We start from the raw sequence: 26,345 nt of genomic DNA on the forward strand, positions 1-26,345 counted from the left end.
TGTTTCCCTTAAACATATCATTGCAGTAATAAATAGAGCAGTGCCATCAACCTACTTAAGGGATAGCAATAGTCTTAATTGTGATGGTGTTAGGTGAGTCGTTTTCTCCTGTATTGCTGGCATTGTTTGATTCAGTCTGCAGCCAAATATCACTGCCTGCTTAGCCATCTTGGTTGCTATTTAGAGCCTGAGAGTCAGCTCTCATATAGCACTGCATTGCATGAAGGGATCGCTTGATTGCCACGTTGAATATCGAAAAGGCATGGCATGAATAGAGCAAATACACCACTTGACTTGTGATTGTGCACCGTCACTTTGTTCCTCTTGAATCCTGAGTGCACGAAAAACTGTGCGTGCTGTTGATTAGTCTGGTAACGATAGCCAAGTGGTTTGATCGCTGACCAGCGCCTATGCAGCAGCGTGAGATTTCTCAAAGCCATAGCTGGAGAAATGTTTCCCTGATCTTTTTGTATTGTCCCATCGTTATATTTACCTTGTGTTTTTAAGTGAGAAACATCACCGAACATATCGCTACATACCTATATTCAAACCTCACAGATCGCTATCCGTTGAGTACATCGTGTGATTGCATTAGCGTGAATGAAGTGCATGACGCCATCATGACTACATCGCTGCAACGTGCTAACTGCTTCGTGTCGTCACTGACACAATAGTTACTTCACTATTATTTGGTGGACCTGCGAAATGCCTACAGCATTATTGATGTCTTGGATGTCCAGAAGCGGTATTCTCAATATGCGGCACATCGTCATGTCTTTCTCGTCCAGCGATAGACTGCCTGGTTTGTTCTTTCACACCAGTGAGCTTTCATCGGTTTTGGATGCATGCTTGTTCCCTAATGCATCATCATCGCCTATAAGCACACGCGTGCAGCCCTTATCCCGTTTTAGGTAAATTGATTTCCTCAATTCTGGATTGTTGTTTGGGCCTTGTCTAAAGTGGACTTGCGGAAGTGGCAAGGCTCAAAATCAGCCTTCTTCTTGTTCTTTCGAGATAGAAAATACGCTTTGCCAACTCAGTTTGGTTATCGCACACAAACTTTCAGATGTTCATATCAGCCAGACACGTGACCAGCAACAGCTGCCAGTCACGCGCGTTATGATGACTGACACGTTCACCCCGATGTTTCCACAACGTTTCTTTTTCTAAAGCTTAAACCGAAGAGCATGTCATACAGACTTGGGATCAACCCCAAAGTCACCAGCGTACCTAGTGCCAAACCACCGATCATAGTGATCGCCATCCCAGTCCATAGAGGACCACCGAACAACATCAGTGGTACCAAACCAACAATGCAGGTCAGCTTGGTCATCACAATGGGTCGCAGACGTTTGACCGCTGCAGACACCACGGCTTCCCGACGCGGTAAGCCATCGGCGAGTTCGACTTCAATGCGTTCCAATAACAATACAGCGTTATTGACAATGATGCCGGCTAACGCGAGCAGCCCGAAGGTGGCGATAAAGCCAAAAGGATGCGCGGTGATCAGCAGTGCTGTCGCTGCACCGATCAGCACAAATGGAATGCTGGCTACGACGATGAATAATTTACGGAACGAATTGAATTGCAAGATAAACAGCAGCAGGATTGCCACTAATGCATGCGGCATGAACTGCAACAATGCTTGATTGGCTTGTGCGGCATCTTCGATCTCGCCACCAAGCTCAATACGATAACCAGGCGGAAGCTTGAGTGAGGCAACCTTGGGTGCCAGTGCCTGCACAATTTCGCCTGCGGTCATTCCCGCGTTATGTCCGATAATCGTGATCGTGCGGTTGAGATTGCGGCGCATCAGCGTAGAGGGTTCAGTATCATTCTCTATTTTTGCGATTGCTGATAACGGCAGCGGCGTGCCCTGTGTTTGAGAGTACACCAGCGTGTCGCCTGGATTCCCCTGCGCGGTGCGCTCCATTGCATTGCCACGCAATACGATCGGTGCGGCAACCCCATCATCGCGGATCAGCGAAGCGTTCACACCGCTGTAGCGCATTTGTAGAGCCTGAGCAATCTCTTCACTGCTGATCCCGGCACGGCGTGCCTTCAACTGATCCACATGCACGATATAACGTGGTACACGTGCCTGCCAATCGTTATAAATGTCATACGTGCCTGGCAACGCGCTTAGAGCCTCGCTGATTTGCTTAGCAGATTGACGCAGCACGGCTTCATCCGGTCCGACGATGCGGTAGATCACAACGCCCGCTTCGTTTGCTCCCAACGAAAATCGTTTGGGTTCAGCACGCACATATGGGAACGCATTGTGCATGTGCTTGCGGGTGCGTGCGATCACTGCATCAATGTCAGTGCCTGGATGCACACTGATGGTGAAGTAGGCAACATTGGGTGCCGGCAGCGGTGGATTCAGACCAAGCACAATACGCGGGCCACCGTCGGCGACGTAACCGATGCTGTCTACCACCTCCGGATTAATCTGTTTTTCAGCGAACCAACGGCTTATTTGTTGGACGGTGTCGAGCGTTTGCCGTGAATCGCTGCCGGGTTGCAGCGTGATGGGCATTTGGAATTGCAAACGATCGGATTTAGGCAGGAAGCTATACGGAATCAAGGTGATGACGATGACGGCCACGGCGAGCAATGCCAGCATGCTACCGATGAACAGCACCTTGTGCTCCAGCACGCGGCTGATGATTGCCCGGTAACTACGATAAAACGCCGAATCGTAAAGATTATGTCCTTGATCCTCGGTGGGCGCACGATGCGCCTTGGCGAAGTACAAGCACAGCAATGGAATGATGGTGATGCTAAGCAACCAGGAACTGAGCAAAGTAATCGCTAACACGATGACTAGCGGACGCAAGTACTCATTTGTTGCAGTTTCACCAAAGAAGAAAGGAGAAAAAGCCAGCACAATCACTAGCGATGATGTCAACAATGGGATAGACAGCGTGCGTCCTGCTTCGATGCAGGCATGGCGTCGATCCTCGCCAATGGCAAGACGGCGCTCAATGTCCTCAGCGATGACAATCGCGTTATCCACCAACAGACCCAGGGCCATAATGATTGCAGCAATCGAGACGGTATGCAGTTCGATATTGATTGCGCGCATGATGATCAGCGCACTGAGAACAGTCAGCGGCACGATGGCTCCAACAATCAGACCAGTGCGCCACCCCAAGAACAACATCACCACAGCCATCACGATGAGCACCGTTTCGCCCATGACACGATGCATCTTGCCCATTTCACGGTCGACCACATCGGCTTGGAAGGTCACCACGTGCTGTTGGAACCCTATCGGTAGCAGTTGACTGGTTTCTTCAAGTGCAGCACGTAGTGTGTTGCCGAACTCTGAAATATTGCGTCCTCTGGTCATTGATACTGCCAACACTACGGCCGATTGTCCCTGATACACCGCTGCCGTTTGCGGTGGATCCGCAGGCATCACCTGTACTTGCGCGATCTGACTTAATGGCACTTCGCGTGTACTGGAAGAACCAGGTACCGACACCAAAAAGCGGCGCAACTCATCGACACTACCCACTTCACCGCTGGTAGCGACAGTTAGCGCCATCCCGGACGCGGAGACGAGTCCTCCAGGTGCAACGACATTTTGTGCTTGCAATTGCTGGATCACTGCTGCCGGAGTTAACCCGGCCTCGACCAGTCTGGCGCGGTCAAACGCAACGTAAACCTGATCCTCCTGTAGACCGTGCAGCGTGACGCGTTCCACACCAGGCACCGTATACAACTGTTCGCGCATTCGGCGTAATGGCTCACGCATTTCGCTCATGCTGAAGCCAGGTGCCGTGATTGCGATGGAAGCGACTGCCACGCGGCCAAAGTCGTCATTGAGAAACGGACCCAGCGTGCCGGTGGGTAACCCTGTACCGGCTTCAGCGACTTTGGCTCGGACGCGCAGCCACAACGTCTCCAAATTTTTGACATTGTCATAGGCGGTCAACTGGATGAGCACACTCCCTGGCCGTACGGTGCTGACAATTTTCTTAATACCGACAATCTCCCGTAGCCGTTCCTCGATAGGTTTTGCTAATAACGTTTCGACTTGCTCACTAGGCATCCCTGGATACGCCACTGATATCAGCGTATCGCGTACCGTGACCGAAGGTTCCTCTTGCGAGGGGAAGTTGAGAAAGGTGGCGATACCGGCGATCAGTAGCAACACTGCGGTGAATAGAGTCAGCCGGTTGGCACTCATTGCTACGTGCGTAATCTTCATCGGCTGTCTCCAGTACTCAAACGCGAGCTGGAACGGAACGGCAGCACTTTTTGACCGTCGCTGAGGAACGCTGCCCCGGCAACCACAACCTGTTCTCCGGGCTTGAGTCCGGAGCGGATCTGCATCCGCTCACCTTCGATCATTCCGAGTGTGACATCGCGGCGTAACACCACCCCGGTTTTAGGTTGATAGACAAACACGATTCCACTGTTGCCGTTCAAGCCCGGTATCACTGCGGGCAGCGGCACCGACAGTGCCGGCGTTGCGGTGGCAGACAGTGCCAATAACAGCGTGTCGCCACTGTGCAGCGGAGTCGTTGTCTCTGTCACATCGAAGATTGCTTGCAGGCTGGCACCGCTTTCCAAGCGTGGAGACACACTGCGCAGGCGCAGTGAGATGCTTGCTTGCGGTGTATCGGTGCGATTTCCCTGGATCACCTTGTCTGGACTCAGTGCCTGGGCAATCTCGGCTGGCAGGGTGGCTACTGCTTGTAGACGCCCCCGTCCTTCGATCTGCAACACCGTTTGACCTGGTGCAGTATCAGCCTGTGGTTGCAAGAGACGTGCGACGACACTTCCATCGAATGGTGCACGCAGTTCGCTTTGGCGCAGTGCGCGTTTAGCTAATGCGTGATTGGACTCGGCTACGTGCAGATCGGCTTGCGCAGCGTCTAATGCGACTTGTGCGCTGGTGAGCGCAGCCTGAGAAACCATCGCTTCTTTAAACATCGCTTGCTGCTGATTCAGCTGAGTCTGGCGTTCGTGCAACTGTGCGGTGGCAGCACGTAAAGTGGCTTCTGCTTGTTGCAGTTTTAGCCGCACTGGCTCCCTGTCCAGGCGGGCCAGCACTTGTTCATGGCGCACTTTGTCGCCAACATCGACGTTGATTGCGGCAATCCGCCCGCCGTTTTCGAAGGCTAGATCTGCGCGTTGTTCCTGACGCACGCTGGCTACAAACTGGGTCTTGGCGAGATTTTCAGCTCCAGCCGTCTCGAGTTTTACCGTGCGCAGCGGCGTTGTTTGCGGTGATGTGTCGCTGCCGCAACTGCTTAAAGTGATGACACCAAGTGTGATGCACATCGACAGAGTCAGGATATTGTTTTTCACAAAGTATCTCCGGTCGGTGATGCCGACCCATTCATTTAAGGTATGTAGTGAGTCAAGCAGCGATGACAACGTTGCTGTGGTTGCACTGGGATTCGGCTGCCGGCGATGTTGTCGATACTAAACCTTCCTGTAAATTCCAAAGTGCTGGGAGCGTGTGTCGTGAATGGTTGTGCGTGTGACATTCGGAGTCATCATATATACGGATCAGCAATCAATTGACGTTTCATGCACTGAAAGCGTGTGTTCTTTTTGGGAGTTCCCCAAAAAGGTAAACGCGGCAATTATTGCGGCTGCTGAATGAGCTGATCATATTTAAACAGCTTTCGTTACGTTCCGAGTTGAATGACTGAAACTTGGCTTTGGTGTAGCAGCACGTTGTCATCAGCAATGGTGCGCATCACGCATGAAGCCTTGCTGTCATTAATCATCATGGCGTTCCTTGTTGTATCGCTATGCAACACTAGGAGGCCAATGTCTGTATGTTGCCGGTGTTGTTAAGATGCGTGAGTCCGGTGAGCAGCGGACCTTGCGCTGCGATTTGCTTGGGGTTTCGTAGAAAAAGTGTCACAAATATTAGATTGTGTGGAGTCAGGATGCACGCACTTGGGGCAGGTGTGAAATGAGCAGACAGCATGTTGTGCTGAATTGGCAGCGTTGGTGGTGTATGAATGCTGGCTATCTATCAGTCCAAGCATGATCGTGTGCATCCTCTGTATCAGAGCGCCCCTTAAAAATCTGGTTCGATGTTCCTGATATTGCTGTTGCATAGTTTTTGTCCATGGCGCCGATTTGTCGGCGTGCCAATGGCGATTGCTTGGCGATGGTTCTCACCCTCAACACAGCACATGTTTGCTGAGGAAGCAGACAGACACAATGACGATCACGACCAGTAGGATCTACGTGTGTAGCAGCACACGTAGCTTGGTTTTTAGACTGGAATCAGTGAATAACATCGGCAGCACTACCACCATTACGGATGGCTGCATCAACGCACGCAGTTGTTTCATCAACGTATTCTTTAGGCAGGCATGCGTCGGGTATAAAACGGCCGAATATCTATGGGTGCTGATCGCGTTCATCGTCCCAGCGCTGAGACAGAAGCAGCATCAGGACCACGACCAGGATGTCCCCAAGGTCGCATGAGATCTGCTCCTCATGGCTTGAATCCGTCGCAAGTGGCCTTGATTCTACTTAGTGTGATGCGGCTTGCAGTGATGTGGAGGATGCCAACACCAATCACTGGAAGGCACTGCTGCAGTGGGTTGGGTGTGAGACCGATCACTTGCATCTGTGCTTGATGCATTATTTATGCGGGATTTGATGTGCAATGAACGCAGAGGGCGGCGTTACATCTAATGTGGTCATGTGTGATGCACAGCGATGTGCTTCCAAAATTTCGGAGTGTCCAGTGGAGTAGTGCGGTTTTTGAGCATGGCAGCCGTTGCGGCTGACTTTGTTGGTGGATGCTGGCACAGCTTGGATGGGGAGCGGTTGTTTGGATTTGCGGTTTGATGTTGATTTCAGTTGTTGTTGGCCGTGATTGTTGTTGAATCCCTTGTGCTGCCGTCGGTTGCGCGTACATTGAAGAAGACATCTGGCATGGGCATTGTTCATACGTTTCGGTGGGGCATTTATTTCATTGATGGTCAGCAGCATCACATGTCGTTTCCCGTCTAGCGCCCCTGCGATGGTCGGATTTTTGCAATATTCCACGCGGTATGGCCAGTTGCGCTCAGGCGATTCGGAATAAATGTGACGGTTATTTAGAGTTGCGTGAGATGACATCGGCACAGTGAAAAGATAATTTCAGGGACAATAGTCAAGATGCTGATCTCTTCCAAAGTGCGCACGGCGCAATTGCAAATCCATGTCTGCGTCTTGCTCTGGGGATTTACTGCGATCTTTGGCAGGTTGATTACTTTGGAAGCGTTGCCGCTGGTGTGGTGGCGGATGACAATGGTTGTTGTTTCATTGGTGTTGCTGCCGCGTGTGTGGCGTGGTCTACGTGCGCTGCATCCGCGTGTGATGCTTGCTTATGCTGGTATTGGTGCATTGGTGGCGTTGCACTGGTTGGCTTTTTATAGTGCGGTCAAATTGGCCAATGCTTCGGTGGCAGCAACCTGCATTGCATTGGCACCGGTGTTTACTGCGGTGGTGGAACCTTGTGTGGTGGGGCGGCCGTTCCGGGCACGTGAGCTGCTGTTGGGGCTGATGGTGCTGCCAGGCGTGGCGCTTGTGGTGGGTGGGGTCCCCGATGGCATGCGTATTGGTATTTTTATTGGTGTTGTGTCGGCGTTATTAGCTGCGTTATTCGGTTCGCTCAACAAACGTATGGTGGTGCACGCTGATCCGTTGACTGTCACTGCTTTGGAGCTGGGGTCTGGCATTTTGACACTGACAGGATTGATGCTGCTGTTGTCGCTGGTGTTTCCGACGTTGCATGAGATGCCGTGGCAGATACCCAGCGCGCATGACATTTTCCTGTTGCTCATATTGTCATTTGCGTGCACCCTGCTGCCGTTTGCGTTGTCGCTGGTCGCACTGCGTTATCTCAGTGCTTATTCGCTCCAGTTGGTGACTAATTTGGAGCCGGTCTACTCGATTGCACTGGCGATTGTGTTGCTCGGTGAGCAGCGCGAGCTGACAGGACTTTTTTATTTAGGCGTGGCAGTTGTTCTTGGCGTGGTCTTATTACATCCGATGTTGGAGCGGCGTGGTCGGGCGTCGTCCCCGCAGTAGCGGCATCGCTCAGCTCATCAACAGTAAAGAGGGGATGCAGTGATGTAGGTGTGTGTCATTAGGCACCGCGATCAGATCATGCGTGTTTTTTCTGTTTCACAGTAGTCACGTGCTTTTCAGGATGTGAGTAGGCCATCAAGAAGCAAGCATGCCTTGGTTGAATATAAAGCGCTGATGTGCCGTGCATACCACGCATGGTGTTTCAGAATTTGGTATGACACATCATTGGGTTGTATCGCATTGTGTAAAGGTTGGCGGTAATGCTTCAGCACGGCGCCCACGGAAGGGATGTCGGTGGGCGCGCGCGGCTGTGGATTAATGCGATCGCAGGGGATTCAACCGCTGTATGGTGGTTTTGGTTTGGTTGATTTGTTGTGATGGGGTTTCGGCGGGAATTTGCCAGCGCCACCCGGTTTTGACTTAAATTCCCGTGCAGGTGTGGTTGTTTCGGTTGTGTCGATCCGACGCATTTGTAGTTGCTGTCCTGATACCCAGACCTTTTTTAGGTGTTGCAGGATCTCGTGTGGCATTTCTGCGGGGAGATCCAGAACCGAGTGATCGTCACGGATGTCAATCCGGCCAATGTAGCGGCTCTCTAATCCAGCTTCGTTGGCGATAGCGCCGACGATATTGGCTGGCTTCACACCGTGCATGCGGCCGACTTCGATGCGGTAAGACTCCATACCGAACTCTGGGACATTGCGGGCAGGTGCGTTCCGTTGGGGGCGCTTGGGGTGTTCAGTGTTGTTTGGACGCTCTGTCTGCTTGAAGGATGAGGGGCGTTTGACATGATGCTCGGATGCCAGCTCGCTGCGCTCACGTTGGGGGCGCGTCGGGACACTCAGCAGGAAGGGGCTATCCCCCTGAAGGAGTCGTGCCAGGGCAGCAGCGATCTCAATGGCAGGGACATTGTGCTCGCTCTCGAAACGTTGCAGCAGTTTGCGGTAGAAGTCGATTTCAGCGCCGACCACCAGAGCATTGCTGATGCGTCCGAAAAATTTGGTCACGCGTGTGTCGTTGACTGCATCCACACTGGGCAGTTGCATGGCTTCGATCGGTTGGTGAGTGGCACGTTCAATCTGGCGCAGCATGCCTTTTTCGCGCGGAGTCACAAAGAGGATTGCTTCGCCGCTGCGACCGGCACGCCCAGTGCGTCCGATACGGTGGACGTAGCTCTCAACGTCGTAAGGGATGTCGTAGTTCAGCACGTGGCTGATACGTTCTACGTCCAAACCACGTGCGGCGACGTCGGTGGCAACGAGGATATCCAGCTTGCCATCTTTGAGTTGGTGAATGGTGCGTTCGCGTTGCGCTTGTTGCATATCGCCATTGATCGCTGCGGCGGTCAGACCACGTGCCTGCAATTTCTCGGCCAATTCTTCGGTGGCAGCTTTGGTGCGCACGAAGATAATCATTGCGTCGAAGGTTTCCACCTCAAGAATGCGTGTGAGTGCATCAAGCTTGTGGAGGCCGCTGACCCACCAGTAACGTTGGCGGATGTTGGCCGCGGTCGTGGTTTTGGTAGCGATGGTGACTTCAATCGGATCTTGTAGATAGGTTTGTGCGATACGGCGGATCTGAGGTGGCATGGTTGCCGAGAACAGAGCGACCTGGCGTGAAGCGGGCAACTTCCGTAGGACTTCTTCAACGTCCTCAATGAAACCCATACGCAGCATTTCGTCGGCTTCGTCGAGGACCAGCGTTTTTAATTCCGATAGATCCAGGGTGCCGCGCTCTAGGTGATCAATCACCCGGCCCGGGGTACCGACGATCACATGGACACCACGTTTCAGTGCCGCCAGTTGTTGGCCATAGGATTGGCCGCCGTACACGGGTAGGACACGGAAGCCAGAGATTGAGGCAGCGTAGCGCTGGAATGCTTCGGCAACTTGGATAGCCAGTTCGCGGGTGGGTGCCAGTACGAGCACTTGCGGCTTGACCTGGTTCAGAACGGTGCGTGTGAGCAACGGTAGCGCGAATGCGGCAGTCTTCCCAGTGCCGGTCTGGGCTTGGCCCAGCACATCGCGCCCAGCAAGCAAGGCTGGGATGGTCGCCGCCTGGATGGGCGACGGAGTTTCGTAGCCGATTTTTGTGACGGCTTGCATCACAGCATCGGAGAGGCCGAGATCTGCAAACAGCAGCGGCGTAGAAGATGGATTTGACATGAGAACTCCGGAGAGCACCGCCGCAACTGAGCGGCCTCAGGGGGGCTATTGTGCGCTTTAATATGGGTTGTTGTCGAAACGTTCACAAGGGGTTGGTTCAGGTGTGAGGCATCGCTCGTTATGCTTGAAAGCGCGGTGCTCTTTCCCTATTTCTGTTTTTTGGCTTTTGTCTCCGGTGTTGCTGTGTTGACTCTCTATTGCGTTGAATGAAACGGTGATATCCAGTGAGCTTTGGTCGATGCACCAGCACATGAAAGGTTATTTCACAGTGTTGTTGGCGATGGATGAGCTCCCAGATTTGGGCTTTTTCTGGAAGCTTATTTGTTGAGAGCCATGTCCAGTTCTGGGATGAGTTGAAACAGGTCGCCGACTAAGCCGATGTCGGCGATCTCGAAGATTGGTGCATCGGCGTCTTGATTGATGGCGACAATGGTCCCTGCATCTTTGATCCCGGTCAGGTGCTGGATGGCACCGCTAATGCCGATGGCGATGTACAAATCCGGGGCGATGATTTTTCCGGTTTGGCCGATTTGCAGTTCGTTCGGTACGTAACCGGCGTCCACTGCAGCACGTGAAGCACCGACTGCCGCACCGAGTGTGTCAGCGAGTCTATAGATCAATTTGAAGTTTTCTGGGGAACCAAGGCCACGGCCACCAGCCACCACACGTTTGGCATTTTGTAGGTCTGGACGGTCGCAGGTGTGCACATCCAGGCTGAGAAAGCGGGTGTGGTTTGGTAGGTGTGCTGAGACCGTTACTGCTTCTATGGTGGCGTTGCCGCCTTTCGTGGCTTCTGGCCATGATGCGGTGCGTATGGTGGCAACGACGATCTGATCAGTAGGTGCTTTCACCGTGATGATTGCGTTACCAGCGTAGATGGGACGGGTGAAGGTGTAGGCGTCTTGGAGGCCCATTAGGTCCGAAATTTGGTTGACGTTGAGTAGTGCCGCCACGACGGGCATGAGGTCTTTGCCAAACGTTGTCGAGGGTCCGAACACGTGGGTGTAGCTGTTGGTTTGGACGAGTGCGGCGATTTGTGGGGCTAGTATTTGTGCAATCGGGTGCTTGTTGGCAGGGTTGGCAATGGTGAGTACGCGTGTGACACCTGCAATGTGTCGGGCTTGCGCGGCGACGCTGTCCGGGATGGCAGCTAGTACGGCGATGTCGATGACTTCGGGTGATAGTGCAAGCGCTGCACTGACAGTTTTAGCCGTTGCCGCGTTGAGTTGACCATCCAAGTGTTCGGCGATGATAAGCAGCTTGGTCATGATAGGGCTCCTTGGTTCTTGAGGAGGGTCACCAGTTCGGTGACGTTTTTCACCATCACGCCTTGGTTGCGTTTTTTGGGGGGGGCGTAATGTGTGGTTTGCAGGCTATCATGCGCTGTTACGCCAAGGTCGGCGAAGGCGATGGTTTCCAGTGGTTTGCTCTTGGCCTTCATGATGTCCGGCAGTTTGATGAAGCGTGGGGCGTTTAGGCGCAGGTCGGCGGTAATCACGGCCGGTAGATCAATGTGCAGTGTTTCCAAACCAGCGTCGACTTCGCGGGTGACGGTGGCTTTGCCATCAGCGATGGTCACTTTTGATGCAAAGGTGGCCTGTGGGCGCCCCCATAGTGTGGCCAACATTTGGCCGGTTTGGTTGGCGTCGTCGTCAATGGCCTGTTTTCCCAGGATTACCAGTGCTGGCTGTTCTTTCTCAACCAGTTTGAGTAGAGCGCGTGCCGCAGTGAGTGGTTGTACTGTGGTGTGGGTGACGATGTGGATAGCACGGTTGGCCCCCATCGCCAGTCCGTTGCGAAGGTGTGCGGTCACGTCGTTCGGGGCGAGTGTGGCGATGACGACTTCGCTGGCGATGCCTGCATCACGCAGGCGTAGCGCTTCTTCGAGAGCAATTTCGTCGAAAGGATTGGCAGATACTTTAACACCTTCTGTCATCACGCCGGATCCATCGGGTTTCACTTGGATGCGGACGTTGTAGTCAACCACGCGCTTATAGGCGACGAGGATTTTCATTGTGTGGAGGTCCTGGAACTGATGCGTGAAAGTTAGGTTGCGGTGGTGGGTTATACGCAAGTGTGCCAATTCTACGGGGCATGTGGTGGTTCTGTGCCTGTGTCAGTTGATTGGAGTGGCTGTTGTTGGATGTCAACCGTGGTGGTATGTGACCGGGGTATCCTATGGTGCTAGACGGTCCCTGTCAGGTGCAGGGGTGTGGTGCTTGATGGAGAATGGGATTGGCAACGTGGCTCGTGACCGGTGGTGCCGGTTTCATCGGCGGTAATTTTGTATTGCAAGCGATTAGCTTCGGGCATCGTGTGATTAATCTTGATGCTCTGACGTATGCGGGTCATTTGGAGACGCTCGCTGCGCTTGATGGGTGCGCGGAGCATCTTTTTGTTCATGGTGATATTGGCGACCGTGCGTTGGTGAGCCGTTTGCTGGATACGCATCGCCCGGATGCAGTGCTGAATTTTGCTGCTGAGAGTCACGTTGATCGTTCGATTGATGCTCCCGCTGCGTTCATTCAGACCAATGTGGTTGGCACGTTGCTGTTGTTGGAGGCGGTGTGTGGGTACTGGAAGGCGTTGCCGGAGGCGGCGCGTGCTGCGTTCCGTTTTCTGCATGTATCCACAGATGAGGTTTACGGCAGTTTGGGGGAGACGGGCGCATTTACAGAGAGGACGGCGTATGCACCTAATTCGCCTTATTCGGCGTCAAAGGCCGCGTCTGATCATTTGGTCCGTGCGTTTCACCATACGTACGGATTGCCGGTGCTGACCACGCATTGTTCAAATAACTATGGGCCATATCATTTTCCGGAGAAGCTGATTCCGCTGGTCATCACCAAGGCGTTGGCGGGTGAGCCGTTACCTGTGTATGGCGATGGGCGGCACGTGCGTGATTGGCTGTTTGTCGGCGATCACTGTACCGCGCTGTGTGCTGTATTGGCTGGAGGGCGGGTGGGTGAAACGTACAATATCGGGGGGCAGGCCGAGCGTGAGAATCTTGAAGTGGTCCGCATGATTTGCCGTTTGCTTGACGAGCGCCGCCCGCGTGCCGATGGGCTGAGTTATCAAAGCCAGATTGTTCATGTTGCAGATCGTCCGGGGCATGATCGCCGTTATGCGATCGACACGTCCAAGTTGGTGAGTGAGTTAGGCTGGGCGCCGGTGTATCGCTTTGAGCAGGGACTTGCGCTGACTGTGGATTGGTATTTGCAGCATCAGGATTGGGTACGTGCGGTGCTCCAAGGGCGTGACCGCGTTGAGGGCCTACTGACTGCGGTGTAAGGCCTTAGGTTCGGTAAAGAGTGCGTATCCATATGCAGACTTTCATATCAGGAAATCGTTCCATGACACAGCGCAAGGGCATCATCTTGGCGGGTGGGGCCGGGACACGGTTGTATCCGATCACTCAAGGGATCGGTAAGCAGTTACTGCCGGTGTATGACAAGCCGATGATTTATTACCCGCTCAGTGTGTTGATGTTGGCAGGGATTCGCCAGGTGCTGGTGATCACGATGTTGCATGAGCAGGCGTTGTTTCAGCGCCTGTTGGGTGATGGTACGCAGTGGGGGATGGAGATTTGCTACGCGGTACAGGCCAGTCCCGATGGTGTGGCGCAGTCTTATTTGATTGGCCGTGCATTTATCGATGACAAGCCAAGTTGTCTGATTTTGGGAGACAACATTTTTTATGGTCATGGTCTGACGGACACGCTGTGTCATGCCGATGCGCGCACCGTGGGCGCGACCGTGTTTGGTTATTGGGTCAGTGATCCGGAGCGCTATGGGGTGGCGGAGTTCGATGGGGACGGACGAGTGATTAATATTGAGGAGAAGCCGGCGCAGCCACGTTCTAACTATGCGGTGACGGGGTTGTATTTCTACGATGGGCGTGCGCCTGCATTTGCTGCGGAACTGACGCCTTCGGCGCGTGGTGAGTTGGAGATTACTGATCTTAATCGCCGTTATTTGGCAGAAGGTGCGTTGCACTTGGAGGCGCTTGGACGCGGTTATGCCTGGTTGGATACAGGGACCCATCAGTCGTTGCACGATGCGTCCAACTTTATTGGAACGATCCAGACGAGGCAGGGTTTACAGGTGTGTTGTCCTGAGGAGGTCGCGTTCTGGAAAGGATGGATTGATGCGACGCATTTAGAGCGCTTGGCGGCACCGTTGGCAAAGAATGCTTACGGGCAGTATTTGTTGAATTTAGCGCAGCGGGGACGGTCTCTGTGAAGGTGATTGATACGGCGCTGCCAGGCTGTTTGGTGATTGAGCCGAGGGTGTTTGATGATGCGCGCGGTGAATTTTTTGAGGTATGGAATGCGGAGTGTTTCGAGCACCAGGGGATGTCATCGCGCTTTGTGCAGAGTAACGTGTCCATATCAATTTATGGTGTTTTGCGTGGTTTGCATTATCAGTGGCCGCGTCCGCAGGGGAAGTTGGTCGGTGTGTTGGAGGGTGAGGTTTACGATGTTGCTGTTGATATCCGCCGTGGCTCGCCGCATTACGGGCGTTGGGTAGCGGTGTTGCTCAGTGCCAAAAACAAGCGCCAGTTATGGATTCCGGAAGGGTTTGCGCACGGGTTTGTGGTGTTGTCTGAGCGTGCGGTATTCAACTATCTGTGTACGGATGTGTATGTGAAGGAGGCCGATGCTGGCATCCGTTGGAATGATGCGGTGATTGGTGTGGATTGGCCGATTGCTGCGCCGCTGCTCTCGGCTAAGGATCAGAAAGCGCCGTTTATGGAGGAAGTCCCTATTGATCGTTTGCCGATATACGTGCCGTGACGGTGTTGGTCTTTGGGGCGGGTGGTCAGATTGGTCAGGAGTTGCTGCGGTCACTGAGTGGTCGTGTGGTGTGTGCCGTCACGCGCAGTGGACGGTTGCCGAATGGGGTGGGGTGTGTGCAGGCGGATTTTGGTCAGCCCGAGACGCTGCGCGCATTGCTTGACGCGCAGCGGCCAGTGCAGGTGGTGAATGCGGCTGCTTATACGGCGGTTGACCGTGCGGAATCTGAGCCTGATGTGGTGTTCCGTATCAATGCCCAGGCACCAGGTGTGATCGCGCATTGGTGTGCGGAGCATGGGGTGCCGCTGGTGCATTATTCCACTGACTATGTGTTTGATGGGCAGGGTACGTCTCCGTACGGTGTGGATGATCCTGTCGCGCCGTTGAATATTTATGGTGCGAGTAAGCTGGCTGGGGAGTGTGCGGTCCGGGCGGCGGGCGGGTGTTCTCTGATTTTGCGTACGTCCTGGGTTTATGCGGCGCATGGCCACAATTTTTTACGCACTATGCTGCGTTTGGGTGCGACATCCGAGTGTTTGCGGGTGGTGGCGGATCAGATCGGCACGCCGACTGCGGCGGGGTTGATTGCGGATGTTACTGCGCAGTTGTTGGTGGAGCAGGTGCAAAGTCGGCATGCGGGTATTTGGCATCTGACGGCGGCCGGTCAAACGAGTTGGCATGGTTTTGCTGAGGAGATTTTCGTGCAGGCGCAGGCATGCGGTTTGATGATGCGGGTCCCGCAGGTACAGGCCATTGGGAGTGTTGTGTATCCGACTGCGGCGCGGCGTCCGGGGTATTCGTGTCTGGATACGACGGCGTTGGTGGAGGCGTTTGGGATCGTGTTACCAGATTGGCGTCAGGGCGTGCGCGGTGTGTTGGACGAGATCGTCAAGAGGTCGCGTTAAAGGTGAAGTGGGATGATGTTTGCTGAGACTCGGGGGCGAGGGTGTGTCTTGGTGTGCTTGGCTATGTCAGTACGGTGTTGGGTCGCTGTGCATCACCGCATCACCAGCTGTGTTGTGTAGCTATTGGGAATGCCGCAGTGATCACGTGGGCCGCTGCTGCGGCCCCGGACCTGAGTGTTAAGTACGACCATAGGTATCTTCAAAACGCACGATGTCATCTTCACCGAGATAGCTGCCGGACTGTACTTCAATCAATTCGAGCGGCAGTTTCCCTGGGTTACGTAGGCGGTGGGTGACGCCGAGGGGGATATAGGTACTCTGATTTTCGGTGAGTAATAGGATTTCGCTGCCGCGTGTGACTTCGGCGGTGCCGCTGACCACGATCCAGTGTTCGGCACGGTGATGGTGCATTTGTAGGCTGAGTGTGCCGCCGGGCTTGACGGTGATGCGCTTGACTTGGAAGCGTTGGCCGGTGTCGATGGAGTCGTATGCACCCCACGGACGGTAGACTTTGCGGTGCCAGGTGGCTTCGGGACGTCCGTTTGCTTTGATTTTGCCAACGATCTCTTTGACGGTCTGGATGCTGTCACGATGGCCGACTAATAAGGCGTCATCGGTTTCTACGACCACCACGTTTTCCAGTCCAACCATTGCGATCAGACGCGATCCATAGGCGTAGGTGTTGCGGCAGTCGATTTGGATCACATCGCCTTGGTGGGCATTGCCGTCGTTATCTTGTTTGGAGACTTCATGTAGGGCCGACCAGGAGCCGACATCGTTCCAGCCGGCGTCTAGTGGCACGGCGACGGCGTCGGCGGTGTGTTCCATGACTGCATAATCTATAGAATCCGCTGGGCTGCTTTCGAATGCTTCTTTATCTAATCGGATGAAGTCGGTATCGCGCTTTGCTGCGCTCCATGCCCGTTGGCAGGCTTCGGCGATTGCTGGTTGAAAGGTGCTTAGTTCTGCTAGGTAGCGTGAGGCGCGGAATAGGAACATGCCGCTATTCCAAAAATAGTCGCCGGAGGCCAGATAGCTTTGAGCGGTGGCCAGATCTGGTTTTTCGATGAAGCGCTCAACGGGACGTATTGTGTCGTTGCCGGTGGCTTTGATGTAGCCGTAGCCAATTTCCGGGGTGTTTGGGGTGATGCCAAAGGTGACCAATTTCCCTTGAGCGGCTGCGGCGGCGGCCACATGGACGGCAGTTTGGAACGCTGTTTCGTCACGGATGACGTGGTCGGACGGTAGGACGAGGAGCAGTGGATCGTTGCCGGTCCGTGTTGCTTCCAGTGCGGCCACGGCGATTGCCGGGGCGGTGTTGCGGCCTGTGGGTTCAAGCAGAATTGCTGAGGGATACACGCCCAAATGCTGCAGTTGTTCTGCGGCAATAAAGCGGTGTTCTTCGTTGGCAACGACGATGGGTGAATGCGTTGTCACGGGAGCGGCGCGTAGCCATGTGGCTTGCAGCATGCTGTGGTGGCCGACCAGTGGCAGAAACTGTTTGGGATAGGCTTCGCGCGATAGTGGCCATAGCCGGGTGCCAGAACCGCCGGATAGGATCACGGGAAGGATATCGTTCATAGGCGAGGCTAACTCCATGCATGGGGGAGGTGGGAAGCAGATGGAAGGTGTTTCAGGTGCGCAGCAGTGCTGAAATTTCATCAGTACGTTGTTTTAGCAGTGCCGCATTGTTGCGGGTTTCCACATTCAGGCGTAGTAGCGGTTCGGTATTGGAGCTGCGCAGGTTGAAACGCCAATCTCCAAAGTCGGCGCTGATTCCGTCGGTATGGTCGATCGTCGGAGATTGTGCTGTGTAATGGTCCATGATGCGTGCTGTGGCGGTTTTGGTATCGGTGATTTTAAAGTTGATTTCACCACTGCACGGGAATTGCTGCATGCGGCTTTCGACCAGGTCGGCCAGGGAGCGACCGCTGCGTGAGATCAGTTCGGCGATCAGTAACCATGGGATCATGCCTGAGTCGGCGTAGGAAAATTCGCGGAAATAATGGTGAGCGCTCATCTCACCACCGTATACGGCGTTTTCTTTACGCATTTTTTCTTTGATGAAGGCATGGCCGCTCTTGGACAGTACCGGGATGCCGCCGGCAGCCTCAACCATTTCGACGGTGTTCCAGATGAGACGTGGGTCATGCACGATTTTTCCACCAGGATGTTTGGACAGAATCACTGAGGCTAAGAGGCCGACGAGATAGTAACCTTCAATAAAACGACCGGTGTGATCAAAGAAAAAGCAGCGGTCGAAATCTCCGTCCCAGGCGATACCAAGGTCTGCACCGTGATGCTTGACGGCTTGTGCGGTGGCATCGCGGTTTTCAGGCAGCAGTGGGTTTGGAATGCCGTTTGGAAAGTGGCCGTCCGGTTCGTGGAATATACGCACGAATTCGAACGGTAGATGTGGGGCGAGTAGGTCAACGATTAGGCCGGCACTGCCGTTGCCGGCATTGACGACCAGCTTCAGTGGTTTGAGGGCGTTGCTGTCGACGTAGCTCAGCAGGTGTGCAATGTAGGCTGACTTGTCCAGATACTGATGTTCTGCGGCAGTGGGGGGCGTAATGGTTGCGATGTCGGTGGCAACAGCATCGCGGATTGTGAATAGGCCGGTGTCTGAGCTGATCGGACGTGCCTGCTCGCGTACGAGTTTCATCCCGTTGTAATCCATCGGGTTGTGGCTGGCGGTGACCATCACGCCACCAGCCGCATTGCGATATTGTGTTTGGAAATAGACCTCTTCGGTGCCGCAGAGGCCGATATCAATCACCTCGCGGCCGCTGGCACGTAGGCCGGCTGACAGTGCCTCTTGTAGTGATGGGCTTGTCAGGCGTACATCGTGGCCCAGGACCACAGGGGCTGCTCTGTCCAACTGTGCCGCCAGTGCGATGCCGATGCGGCGGGCCAAGTCCTCGTTTAATTCATCTGGCACGCGGCCGCGGATGTCGTAGGCCTTGAAGGCGGGTAGTGACATGAGTAACTCCTTGCTAAATGATGTTGAAGTGTAGCTGGAGCTAGCCTGTTTAGGTGTCGCAACAGGTTGCGGGGAGTCACGAAGCGCGCAGTATTTCTATGTATTTGTGTGTATGCAGCGATAGTGGGAGGCTGCTGAATGGATTAGATGTTGGAGTGCTCAATGATCGGTGTGCGGGTGATGTTGAGCCAACTATATAGAGATAGATGTGTGGCTTATTCGGTCAGGTGTTCAATACAAATCTCAGCGACGTTAATGAAGACACGGTATCGGCCAGTTTGGCCGACCTTTGGTTCAAACTATCGAGCAGAATCGAAAGGGTATTCAGTTCTCTTGGTCGCCAGTTTGCTGGGCAGTGGTCCCTATGGGAACGCACAGATGGCGCGCAAAATTTTGAGTTGAAGTAAGGTTGGCGCGTCTTTAATGATGGTTGCGGGCGATACACCGTAGTCAGATGGAATGTGCTGGCCATCAGTAAGCTGTTCACTTAGGCGGGTGGTGTATTTCTATTAATATGTGCAACAAGGGTTACCAAAAGGGCTAGGCAGCTGGAATATATCCAGCTGCCTAGTCTGCGGCTTAAGCAGATTACTTAGCGAAGGTGCCGTTAAAGAGAGAGGCCATAAACCCACTAGTGTAGGAGTATGTGACACTCTGGTCGAGGACGAAGCCGGCTATGGCGCCGCCGACGGCACCAACAATACCGCCATAGACCATGCCCACGCCTTGGCCGATTGTTCCGACACCTAAAATGCCGCCGCCATCACCACCACGGGTTCCACCCCAGATGGAGCCAGCAAAAAAAGCAGCAACGCCACCTACGATAGCTGCGTTAAGCCGCGAACCGAGATCGGCACCGGATACGTTGTCAATTTCGGTCAATGTCAATTCACGCATAATTTCTCTTTGCTCCAAGGTTATTAGAAGAACATCTCGAACATTCTCGATATGAAAGTTAGAGATTGTGTTCGAGATACCGATGATCAATTATTGCGAATCAAATATTTAAATTTATTTAATTCAATAATCAATCGTCGCCAGTATCTTCCGGTATTAGTGAATGCGCGATGATTTCTCGGTTAAATATATATTATTAAGATTATTCTCCATCAGAATATTAAATCGTTGTTTGAATGACTTTCATTATTTGATGTGTTATTGTGATACATATCACATTGTACAAGTGGTTAACATTAACTTTGGACTAAATCTTTAGGGGATATAAAATGCGTGAATTAACATCAAACGAAATGAACAACGTGTCCGGCGGCGACTTGGCTTCGCGTCTTGAGGCAAGCATTGTCGGAAGCGTTGCTGGTTTTTTTGCTGGCTCCATCTGGGGTGGAACCCGCGGCGGTGATGGCGGCGGCATTTTAGGTGTTGGATCAATCGGCCAAGGCGTCGGCATGATCTATGGTGGCATTGCTGGTGCCATCGGCGGCGCCATCGGCGCCTTCGTCATTGACAAAACTCTGACCTACACCTACACCACTGGATTTATGAACTCCCTGTTTAGTGGCACCTTCGCGAAGTAATCTGTGGGATGGGTAGCTGGATTATCTTATCAAGATATTCCAGCTGCCTTTATTATTAATATGATCGCTTTGGATAAAGCGCTGTTGTATACATCCAATTTGAAGGCAACTTCATTATTAATAAATAAGCCAACCTCCCAAGTAAGCCAATAGCTTTATAGAATTACTTTTTAATGGCGTATTTGTGAAGTAAGCTTGTTAACAAACGGCGAGCTTGGGCAGCTTGATACATCCTAATTGTGTAGTCCGTCCCAGATGGACCCAGCAATAAAAGCAGCAACGCCACCCAGAACAGATGCGCTAAGCCACGAATGGAGATCGGCACCGGATACGTTGTCAATTTCCGTCAATGCCAACTCACGGATAATTAATATTTACTTCTAGATTATCAGAAGAACATATCGAACTGTCTATGGTAAATGAAAATTGGAGATTATGCTCGAGATACCGGTGATCAATCATTAGGGGTCAAATATTGATATGTAATTCAATAATCGATTTCCTCTATTAGATTATCTCTGTGTCGATAAGTAAGTAGTGGGGCGTAGCTTAGTATGTATTATTCTCCATCAGAATATTAAATCGTTGTTTGAATGACTTTCATTATTTGATGTGTTATTGTGATACATATTACTTTTTACAAGTGATTAACATTATATTTAGACTAAATCTTTAAGGGGTTATAAAATGCGTGAATTAACATCAAACGAAATGAATAACGTGTCCGGCGGAGACTTGGCTTCGCGTCTTGAGGCAAGCATCGTTTTAGGCGTTGCAGCCTTTTTTGCTGGCTCTATCTGGGGTGGAACCCGCGGTGGTGATGGCGGCGGCGTTATAGGTATTGGATCAATCGGCCAAGGCGTCGGCATGGTCTATGGCGGCATTGCTGGTGCCATCGGCGGTCTCATCGCCGGTTTCGTCATTGACAAAGATTTGACCTACACCTACACCACTGGATTTATGAACTCCCTGTTTAGTGGTAACTTCGCGAAGTAATCTGTGGAGATGGGTAGCTGGATTATCTTATCAAGATATTCCAGCTGCCTTTATTCTTAATATGATCGCATTGGCAGGCTGCGTTGGATAAAGCGCTGTCGCATACATCCAATATGAAGGCAACTTCATTATTAATAAATAAGCCAACGTACTAAGTAAGCCGATGGCTTTATAGAATCACTTTTTAATGGCGTATTCGTGAAGTAAGCTGGTTAACCGGCGTGCTTGGGTAGCTTGATATATCCTAGTTGTGTAGTCCGTTTGATGAGGCGTTATTGCATACGTCAATAAGAAATACGCCATTCGCCTAAGTAAAAACTGCTTACGGCCAATACATTTTATTTGACTGCGGTCTATTGTCCGCAACCATCAATGATCCAAAAAACCTTTGGCTACCAGATTCCGGCTGAAAATAGGCGCAAACCAATGTTAGTTCCGCAAACGTTGGTCGTTTAGTGTTGGCTACTGAGTTTGAAGCCAACTTTCCATTCTGTTGTGCTGTTTGCTTGAACCATTTAAATGATGGGGTTGCACTAGATGGCCTAAATTGTTCAAGACCGCGAAGCGATCTATGACTACATTATTGAGTCCCCCAATCTAATTGTTGTTCTGCTCCTTGATGAGTTGTTTGAAGGAAACGTTGACTTGCTATAGCTAATGACGCCGATTCTCCATCCCTTGTAGTGGCGTTGCAGCTCTCTCAGAACTGTTAATAAGGCGAGAATATCTTAGTTTATAACCTGACCGAATATTTTATGCTCGTGTTTTATGTTTCTTTCCCCATTGCATATCGTCTGCTTGATCTTTTCAAACGTATCGAGTAGTGCCTATTACGATAGTAATCCTATTGATGCACGCCGCTTGTCTACAGATGACTCATCTTTGATCGAGTATATAAATAAGATGTTGATTTCGCCTGTCTCCCGTCACATGATCGTTTGTCTTCCTAGACAAGGATGCGGCCCATTCATGTTGTATTGTCATCTTTGGCCAAACTGTTGTTGGCAGTTAGTTTTACCGTTTCGCTATTTCTTTTTCGAGGTGATTCATAAAAAAACGGCGCTGAAATTGTTAGAAGATTAGATATTTCTCCCCGACGGATTTTCCCTTGATCTGGCTCTTCTAGAATTACATTGCGCTTTCTGTTAGTTATTCTAACGGGCGCTGCCGTTTAATTAATGATGGACTTTGCTCAGCTTGAATATTTAATCAATGGTGACATGGTGAGGGTGCGGTTAACTGGATCTTAATCTTACTGTCCATGACAATTTATTGAGGCGAAAAATCTTTTATTGTGTCCGTGACCTGAAAGGCAATGAATGATTTGTCTCATCGGATATCATGATATTCATCAATGCACCTGAAGCGTCTCATTGCCTCGAGCCGAAGTATAAAGTGTGATCTGCACTGGAAAATTCATTTAGTGGCGTGGCCTCTGAGATACTAAGGTTCTATTACTCATTTCGATTTTATGAGAATTTCACGCGCATAAGTAAATCTTGCTTATGCGCAGTAACGCACTGTAGAACCACCATCAATACAGTGCAACTCATTTTCGGTCGTCTTATGCATATAGTACTATTAAGATTCGCGTGCTATTTCCTAGATCGTTACTTTGGATTGCATTGAAATTTCACACAATAATCTTATAGAAAGAGGGAGTATCTATCGCCGACCAGAAAGCCTGATTTATCTAAATCTAAGAAGAACACTATGCCAATGTTAAAACTTTTATTTTGAGACAGGGCATATAACACGTATCTGAATTGATAACTTGATAACTATCATAAGAATAGAGTTGCAAAGCAGTGGCATTCCATAAATAAAGTAAAAGCGAAAAGTGTTATTGATTATCTTCATTAAAGGATAAAGATGAAAAATATGAAAACGGCATTTTTTCCCGGTAGCATCCTGGTATTAACGTTAGTTGCTTTCTTGAGTGCCTGCGGTGGTAGCGGGTTAGTTCGTCCGCCAACGCCAACGCCAACACCAACACCAACGCCAACGCCAACACCAACACCAACACCAACACCAACACCAACACCAACGCCAACGCCAACACCAACACCAACACCAACACCAACACCAACACCAACACCAACACCAACACCAACACCAACACCAACACCATTACCTGTTTTGGATCCGGCGTTAGCTGCCAAGTTTCGCGTGCACCTAGATGTTACGAATACAGAACCCGCTCATACACTTGGCTTTACTGGTAAGGGCTACATGGTTGGCGTCGTTGATTCCGGCGTGAATCGTAACCATGTGACATTGCACGATCAGGTCATCCACAACAATGTGTATGTGGATTATCAAGACCCCGCCAGTCCAGATGATGTGAGTGGCCATGGCACCAATGTGGCACAGCTCATTGCGGGGCAACCCGTTGAATACTGGCCCGGTGGTATCGCACCAGGTGCGACTATCTTCTCAGCGCGCGTCTTCTCGTCTGCAGCAGAAAGTGCAAAAGAAAGCCCAATAGGCGGGAACTTTTTTGAAGGAGAAGCAGCCCAGCTAAAACGCGTCAATGCCGACATGATTGCCGCAGGAGTGCGTATCCAAAACAACTCCTGGGGATATGAGAATCAGAACACCGGCGATAAGCAAGTATGGATAGATCCAGCGGTGACAGATGGTTTCGTGAACGTATACCGTGATTTAGTGCTGAATAACAATGTCTTAGTGATCTTCGCCAGTGGTAACTACAGTCAACAGCAACCGGGTCGACTTTCCAGATTGCCGAGCTTGCCCACGGTGGAGGGGGGGCATCGCCTGCCGATCTGGAAAGGGGATGGTTAGTGGTTGCTGCACTGGATAGTTTCGATCATCCCGACCAATTGACTTCGTACTCGAACCATTGCGGCATCGCAATGCACTATTGCTTAGCTGCACCAGGTGATCTCATTGAAATCGACACTAACGTTACCACTAGCCCAGTGGATGGTGATAAAGGTTATCTAAATGGTTATTTAATACAGAACGGCACCTCGTTTGCAGCGCCGTTGGTTTCTGGTGCAGCGGCATTGGTATGGGAGGCATTTCCCTATTTCAGCAACGACCTGGTGCGGCAGACCCTGCTTGGTACGGCGACTGATCTTGGTGCTCCCGGCGTGGATGAAGTCTTCGGCTATGGTGCACTGAATGTGGGTAAAGCAGTGCTGGGCCCGGCTAAGTTCGATTGGGGTGATGTCCAAGTTAGCTTTGATGACAGGCGTTCCACCTGGGGCAATGACATTACCGGCAGCGGCGGCTTGATCAAGCGTGGTACCGGAACACTGGTGCTTGGCGGCAGCAATAATCAATACACCGGAGCCACCCAAGTCCTGGGAGGCACATTGCAAGCGTCCAGCTTGGGTGCATCCGCAGTCAGCGTTGCTAATACTGCGACGTTGATTGGTAGCGGTCGCTTCGGCGGTGCGGTGAGCAATGCCGGCACCCTGGAGCTTGGGAAGGATGGGCTCAAGGTGCAGGGTGATTACACCCAATTGGAGACAGGGCGTCTTGCACTGTACGTTGGAGATCAGCTGAGCGTGGCTGGTAATGCCACCCTGAAAGGGGGGGAACTCCAAGTGTTGGGTAAACGTGATTATGTGACCTTCAATACTTCCTACAGCGTATTGCAGGCCGATGGTAGTTTAACCGGCACGTTCTCGCAGTTGACTTGGGGTCCGGCTGTGCTGCTTGGAGAAGGTCGTCTGACTTACGGCACTAACAATGCCTACGTGACCCTGCAGCGTCTGAATGTCAGCGCGGCGGCACAGGCTTTGGGGATCGTTGATAGAGTTGCGCAGGCCTCTGCCCAGCGTGTTGAGCATGCATTCCGTGCAATTGATGCACAGCAGGCGCAAGGCGGCGGTGCGTTGCCCACCAGTTTTATTGGGGCGGCAGCGGCATTGCAACAGTCCAGTAGCGCGGCAGTGGCGGCGGCTTCGTTGCAGAGTTTGTCGGGGCAATCGCATGTTGCGGCGGCGGCGGCTAGCCTTGATGCCATTGATTTGGGGCGCCGCAGTTTGGCGACGCGTCTAGATGCGCCTCGTTCGGGCGAGCGTATTGTGACGTGGCATCAAGCCTTGGGTGGTCCGGGGCACAATGGTGCGGCTAGCGGCACCTTCTCCCTGTCTGGCTGGTTGGTGGGACATGATGCGCAACTTGCCTCCGGTGACATTGTGGGTGTTGCTTTTGGTCAGGCCGATAGCAGCCCCTCCGGTAGTGCCTCTGGGTTGCGAGGGATAGACAGACAAGTGCAAGGGCGTGTGTATTTACAGCGCACCCAGGGGCCCTTGTATGTCTTGGGGCAGCTTGGTTTTGGTAGTTTCCAACGTCGCCTGGACCGGCAGTTGCAACTGGGTGACTGGAACGATTGGACATCCAGTCGCTACAGCGGTCAGTTTTGGAGTGGCAGTGTGGAGGCTGGCTATCACTGGCGTCAGGGTTCCTTGGCATTGACCCCGTATCTTGGTCTGGATCAAACGCAACTGCGGACGGATGGATTCCGTGAGCAGAGTGGCTCTGGCTTTGGCTTACAGGTACAGTCCGCCCAAGCGACGCGGAGTCAGTTACTGGCCGGTGTGCGTACGGAGTGGCGCTGGGGTGGCGTGCAATGGCGTGGTTATGGTGAATGGCAGCAGACGTTGCGTCAGAGTGGTTTGAATCCACAGGCCAGCTTTACAGCGACTTCGTCGTGGACGCCGTTGGTGGCTTCGTCCTGGCCTGGTCGTTCTGGGGGTGTGCTTGGATTATCGATGGTCTTGCCTGTCGGAGTGACCGCAGGTCTGTGGACCATGGGGTTAGAGCATTACTTTGGTACACGTAGCCGTGGGGAGAGTCTTGGACTGCGTTACCAGCTTGGTTTTTAGTATGAGGTGATGATGGATGCCGACGTACGGTAGTTTCGTG

The 26,345-nt window shown here is 52.3% G+C and carries 16 protein-coding genes and 3 pseudogenes; 9 read left to right on the forward strand and 10 right to left on the reverse strand.

What is annotated here, in order from left to right; translation table 11 throughout:
• Positions 1-194: 194 nt before the first annotated feature.
• The 3 genes from F7G16_RS01025 to F7G16_RS01035 all read right to left on the reverse strand — a co-directional run bounded on the left by F7G16_RS01025 (position 195) and on the right by F7G16_RS01035 (position 5,298).
• Positions 195-527, reverse strand: a complete 333-nt coding sequence (locus tag F7G16_RS01025; RefSeq protein ID WP_004572945.1) for a hypothetical protein — start codon at positions 525-527, stop codon at positions 195-197.
• A gap of 608 nt (positions 528-1,135) precedes the next feature.
• Positions 1,136-4,219 carry an efflux RND transporter permease subunit gene (locus F7G16_RS01030; protein WP_011097539.1) on the reverse strand — a complete coding sequence of 1,028 codons (3,084 nt, stop codon included), beginning with the start codon at positions 4,217-4,219 and terminating at the stop codon, positions 1,136-1,138.
• Positions 4,216-5,298, reverse strand: a complete 1,083-nt coding sequence (locus F7G16_RS01035) for an efflux RND transporter periplasmic adaptor subunit (RefSeq protein WP_004572943.1) — start codon at positions 5,296-5,298, stop codon at positions 4,216-4,218. Before F7G16_RS01035 ends, F7G16_RS01030 begins: the two co-directional genes overlap by 4 nt.
• A 900-nt stretch (positions 5,299-6,198) precedes the next feature.
• Here F7G16_RS01035 and F7G16_RS01040 point away from each other — a divergent pair.
• Both F7G16_RS01040 and F7G16_RS01050 read left to right on the forward strand, forming a co-directional pair.
• On the forward strand, positions 6,199-6,468 hold the full coding sequence (locus tag F7G16_RS01040; RefSeq protein ID WP_014607583.1) for a hypothetical protein: 270 nt from the start codon (positions 6,199-6,201) through the stop codon (positions 6,466-6,468).
• A gap of 684 nt (positions 6,469-7,152) precedes the next feature.
• Positions 7,153-8,064 (forward strand): DMT family transporter, encoded by a 912-nt coding sequence (locus F7G16_RS01050; RefSeq protein WP_172632650.1) that lies wholly within the window; start codon positions 7,153-7,155, stop codon positions 8,062-8,064.
• A 335-nt stretch (positions 8,065-8,399) separates the two neighbouring features.
• Here the strand turns inward: F7G16_RS01050 and F7G16_RS12855 are convergent.
• The 4 genes and pseudogenes from F7G16_RS12855 to F7G16_RS01065 form a co-directional block, all read right to left on the reverse strand.
• Positions 8,400-8,768: pseudogene (locus tag F7G16_RS12855) on the reverse strand (DbpA RNA binding domain-containing protein); the annotation flags it as partial.
• Positions 8,769-8,896: 128 nt separating this feature from the next.
• A pseudogene (locus F7G16_RS01055) lies at positions 8,897-10,229 on the reverse strand (DEAD/DEAH box helicase); the annotation flags it as partial.
• 317 nt (positions 10,230-10,546) lie between these two features.
• Positions 10,547-11,497 (reverse strand): electron transfer flavoprotein subunit alpha/FixB family protein, encoded by a 951-nt coding sequence (locus F7G16_RS01060; RefSeq protein WP_004572938.1) that lies wholly within the window; start codon positions 11,495-11,497, stop codon positions 10,547-10,549.
• A complete protein-coding gene (locus tag F7G16_RS01065; protein ID WP_010892794.1) occupies positions 11,494-12,243 on the reverse strand; it encodes an electron transfer flavoprotein subunit beta/FixA family protein in 750 nt (249 codons plus the stop codon). Before F7G16_RS01065 ends, F7G16_RS01060 begins: the two co-directional genes overlap by 4 nt.
• 215 nt (positions 12,244-12,458) lie before the next feature.
• Here F7G16_RS01065 and rfbB point away from each other — a divergent pair, with 215 nt between their 5' ends.
• The 4 genes from rfbB (at position 12,459) to rfbD (ending at position 15,929) form a co-directional block, all read left to right on the forward strand.
• On the forward strand, positions 12,459-13,520 hold the full coding sequence (gene rfbB / locus F7G16_RS01070) for a dTDP-glucose 4,6-dehydratase (RefSeq protein ID WP_004572936.1): 1,062 nt from the start codon (positions 12,459-12,461) through the stop codon (positions 13,518-13,520).
• A gap of 62 nt (positions 13,521-13,582) precedes the next feature.
• The gene (rfbA, locus tag F7G16_RS01075) at positions 13,583-14,470 is read left to right on the forward strand and encodes a glucose-1-phosphate thymidylyltransferase RfbA (RefSeq protein ID WP_004572935.1); all 888 of its coding nucleotides are present in this window, start codon (positions 13,583-13,585) and stop codon (positions 14,468-14,470) included.
• A complete protein-coding gene (gene rfbC, locus F7G16_RS01080; protein WP_011097544.1) occupies positions 14,467-15,024 on the forward strand; it encodes a dTDP-4-dehydrorhamnose 3,5-epimerase in 558 nt (185 codons plus the stop codon). The genes rfbA and rfbC overlap by 4 nt, the downstream gene beginning before the upstream one ends.
• Positions 15,021-15,929, forward strand: coding sequence for a dTDP-4-dehydrorhamnose reductase (gene rfbD, locus F7G16_RS01085; protein WP_004572933.1), 909 nt, complete (start codon positions 15,021-15,023; stop codon positions 15,927-15,929). The genes rfbC and rfbD overlap by 4 nt, the downstream gene beginning before the upstream one ends.
• Positions 15,930-16,106: 177 nt before the next feature.
• Here the strand turns inward: rfbD and F7G16_RS01090 are convergent, their stop codons facing one another.
• The 3 genes from F7G16_RS01090 to F7G16_RS01105 form a co-directional block, all read right to left on the reverse strand.
• Positions 16,107-17,510, reverse strand: coding sequence for a mannose-1-phosphate guanylyltransferase/mannose-6-phosphate isomerase (locus F7G16_RS01090; protein ID WP_011097545.1), 1,404 nt, complete (start codon positions 17,508-17,510; stop codon positions 16,107-16,109).
• A gap of 52 nt (positions 17,511-17,562) precedes the next feature.
• Positions 17,563-18,912 (reverse strand): phosphohexomutase domain-containing protein, encoded by a 1,350-nt coding sequence (locus tag F7G16_RS01095; RefSeq protein ID WP_004572931.1) that lies wholly within the window; start codon positions 18,910-18,912, stop codon positions 17,563-17,565.
• Positions 18,913-19,500: 588 nt separating this feature from the next.
• Complete coding sequence (locus tag F7G16_RS01105; RefSeq protein WP_004572929.1) at positions 19,501-19,809, reverse strand: hypothetical protein; 309 nt, start codon at positions 19,807-19,809, stop codon at positions 19,501-19,503.
• 329 nt (positions 19,810-20,138) lie between these two features.
• On the opposite strand from F7G16_RS01105, the gene F7G16_RS01110 reads away from it, so the two are divergent.
• From F7G16_RS01110 to F7G16_RS01120, 3 genes and pseudogenes are all read left to right on the forward strand, one after another.
• Positions 20,139-20,447 carry a hypothetical protein gene (locus tag F7G16_RS01110; RefSeq protein WP_004572928.1) on the forward strand — a complete coding sequence of 103 codons (309 nt, stop codon included), beginning with the start codon at positions 20,139-20,141 and terminating at the stop codon, positions 20,445-20,447.
• Between the two features lie 687 nt (positions 20,448-21,134).
• The gene (locus F7G16_RS01115) at positions 21,135-21,443 is read left to right on the forward strand and encodes a hypothetical protein (protein WP_004572927.1); all 309 of its coding nucleotides are present in this window, start codon (positions 21,135-21,137) and stop codon (positions 21,441-21,443) included.
• A gap of 1,872 nt (positions 21,444-23,315) precedes the next feature.
• Positions 23,316-26,305, forward strand: a pseudogene (locus tag F7G16_RS01120) (S8 family serine peptidase).
• Positions 26,306-26,345 lie beyond the last annotated feature (40 nt).

The organism is Xylella fastidiosa, assembly GCF_011801475.1.
Lineage (GTDB): Bacteria > Pseudomonadota > Gammaproteobacteria > Xanthomonadales > Xanthomonadaceae > Xylella > Xylella fastidiosa.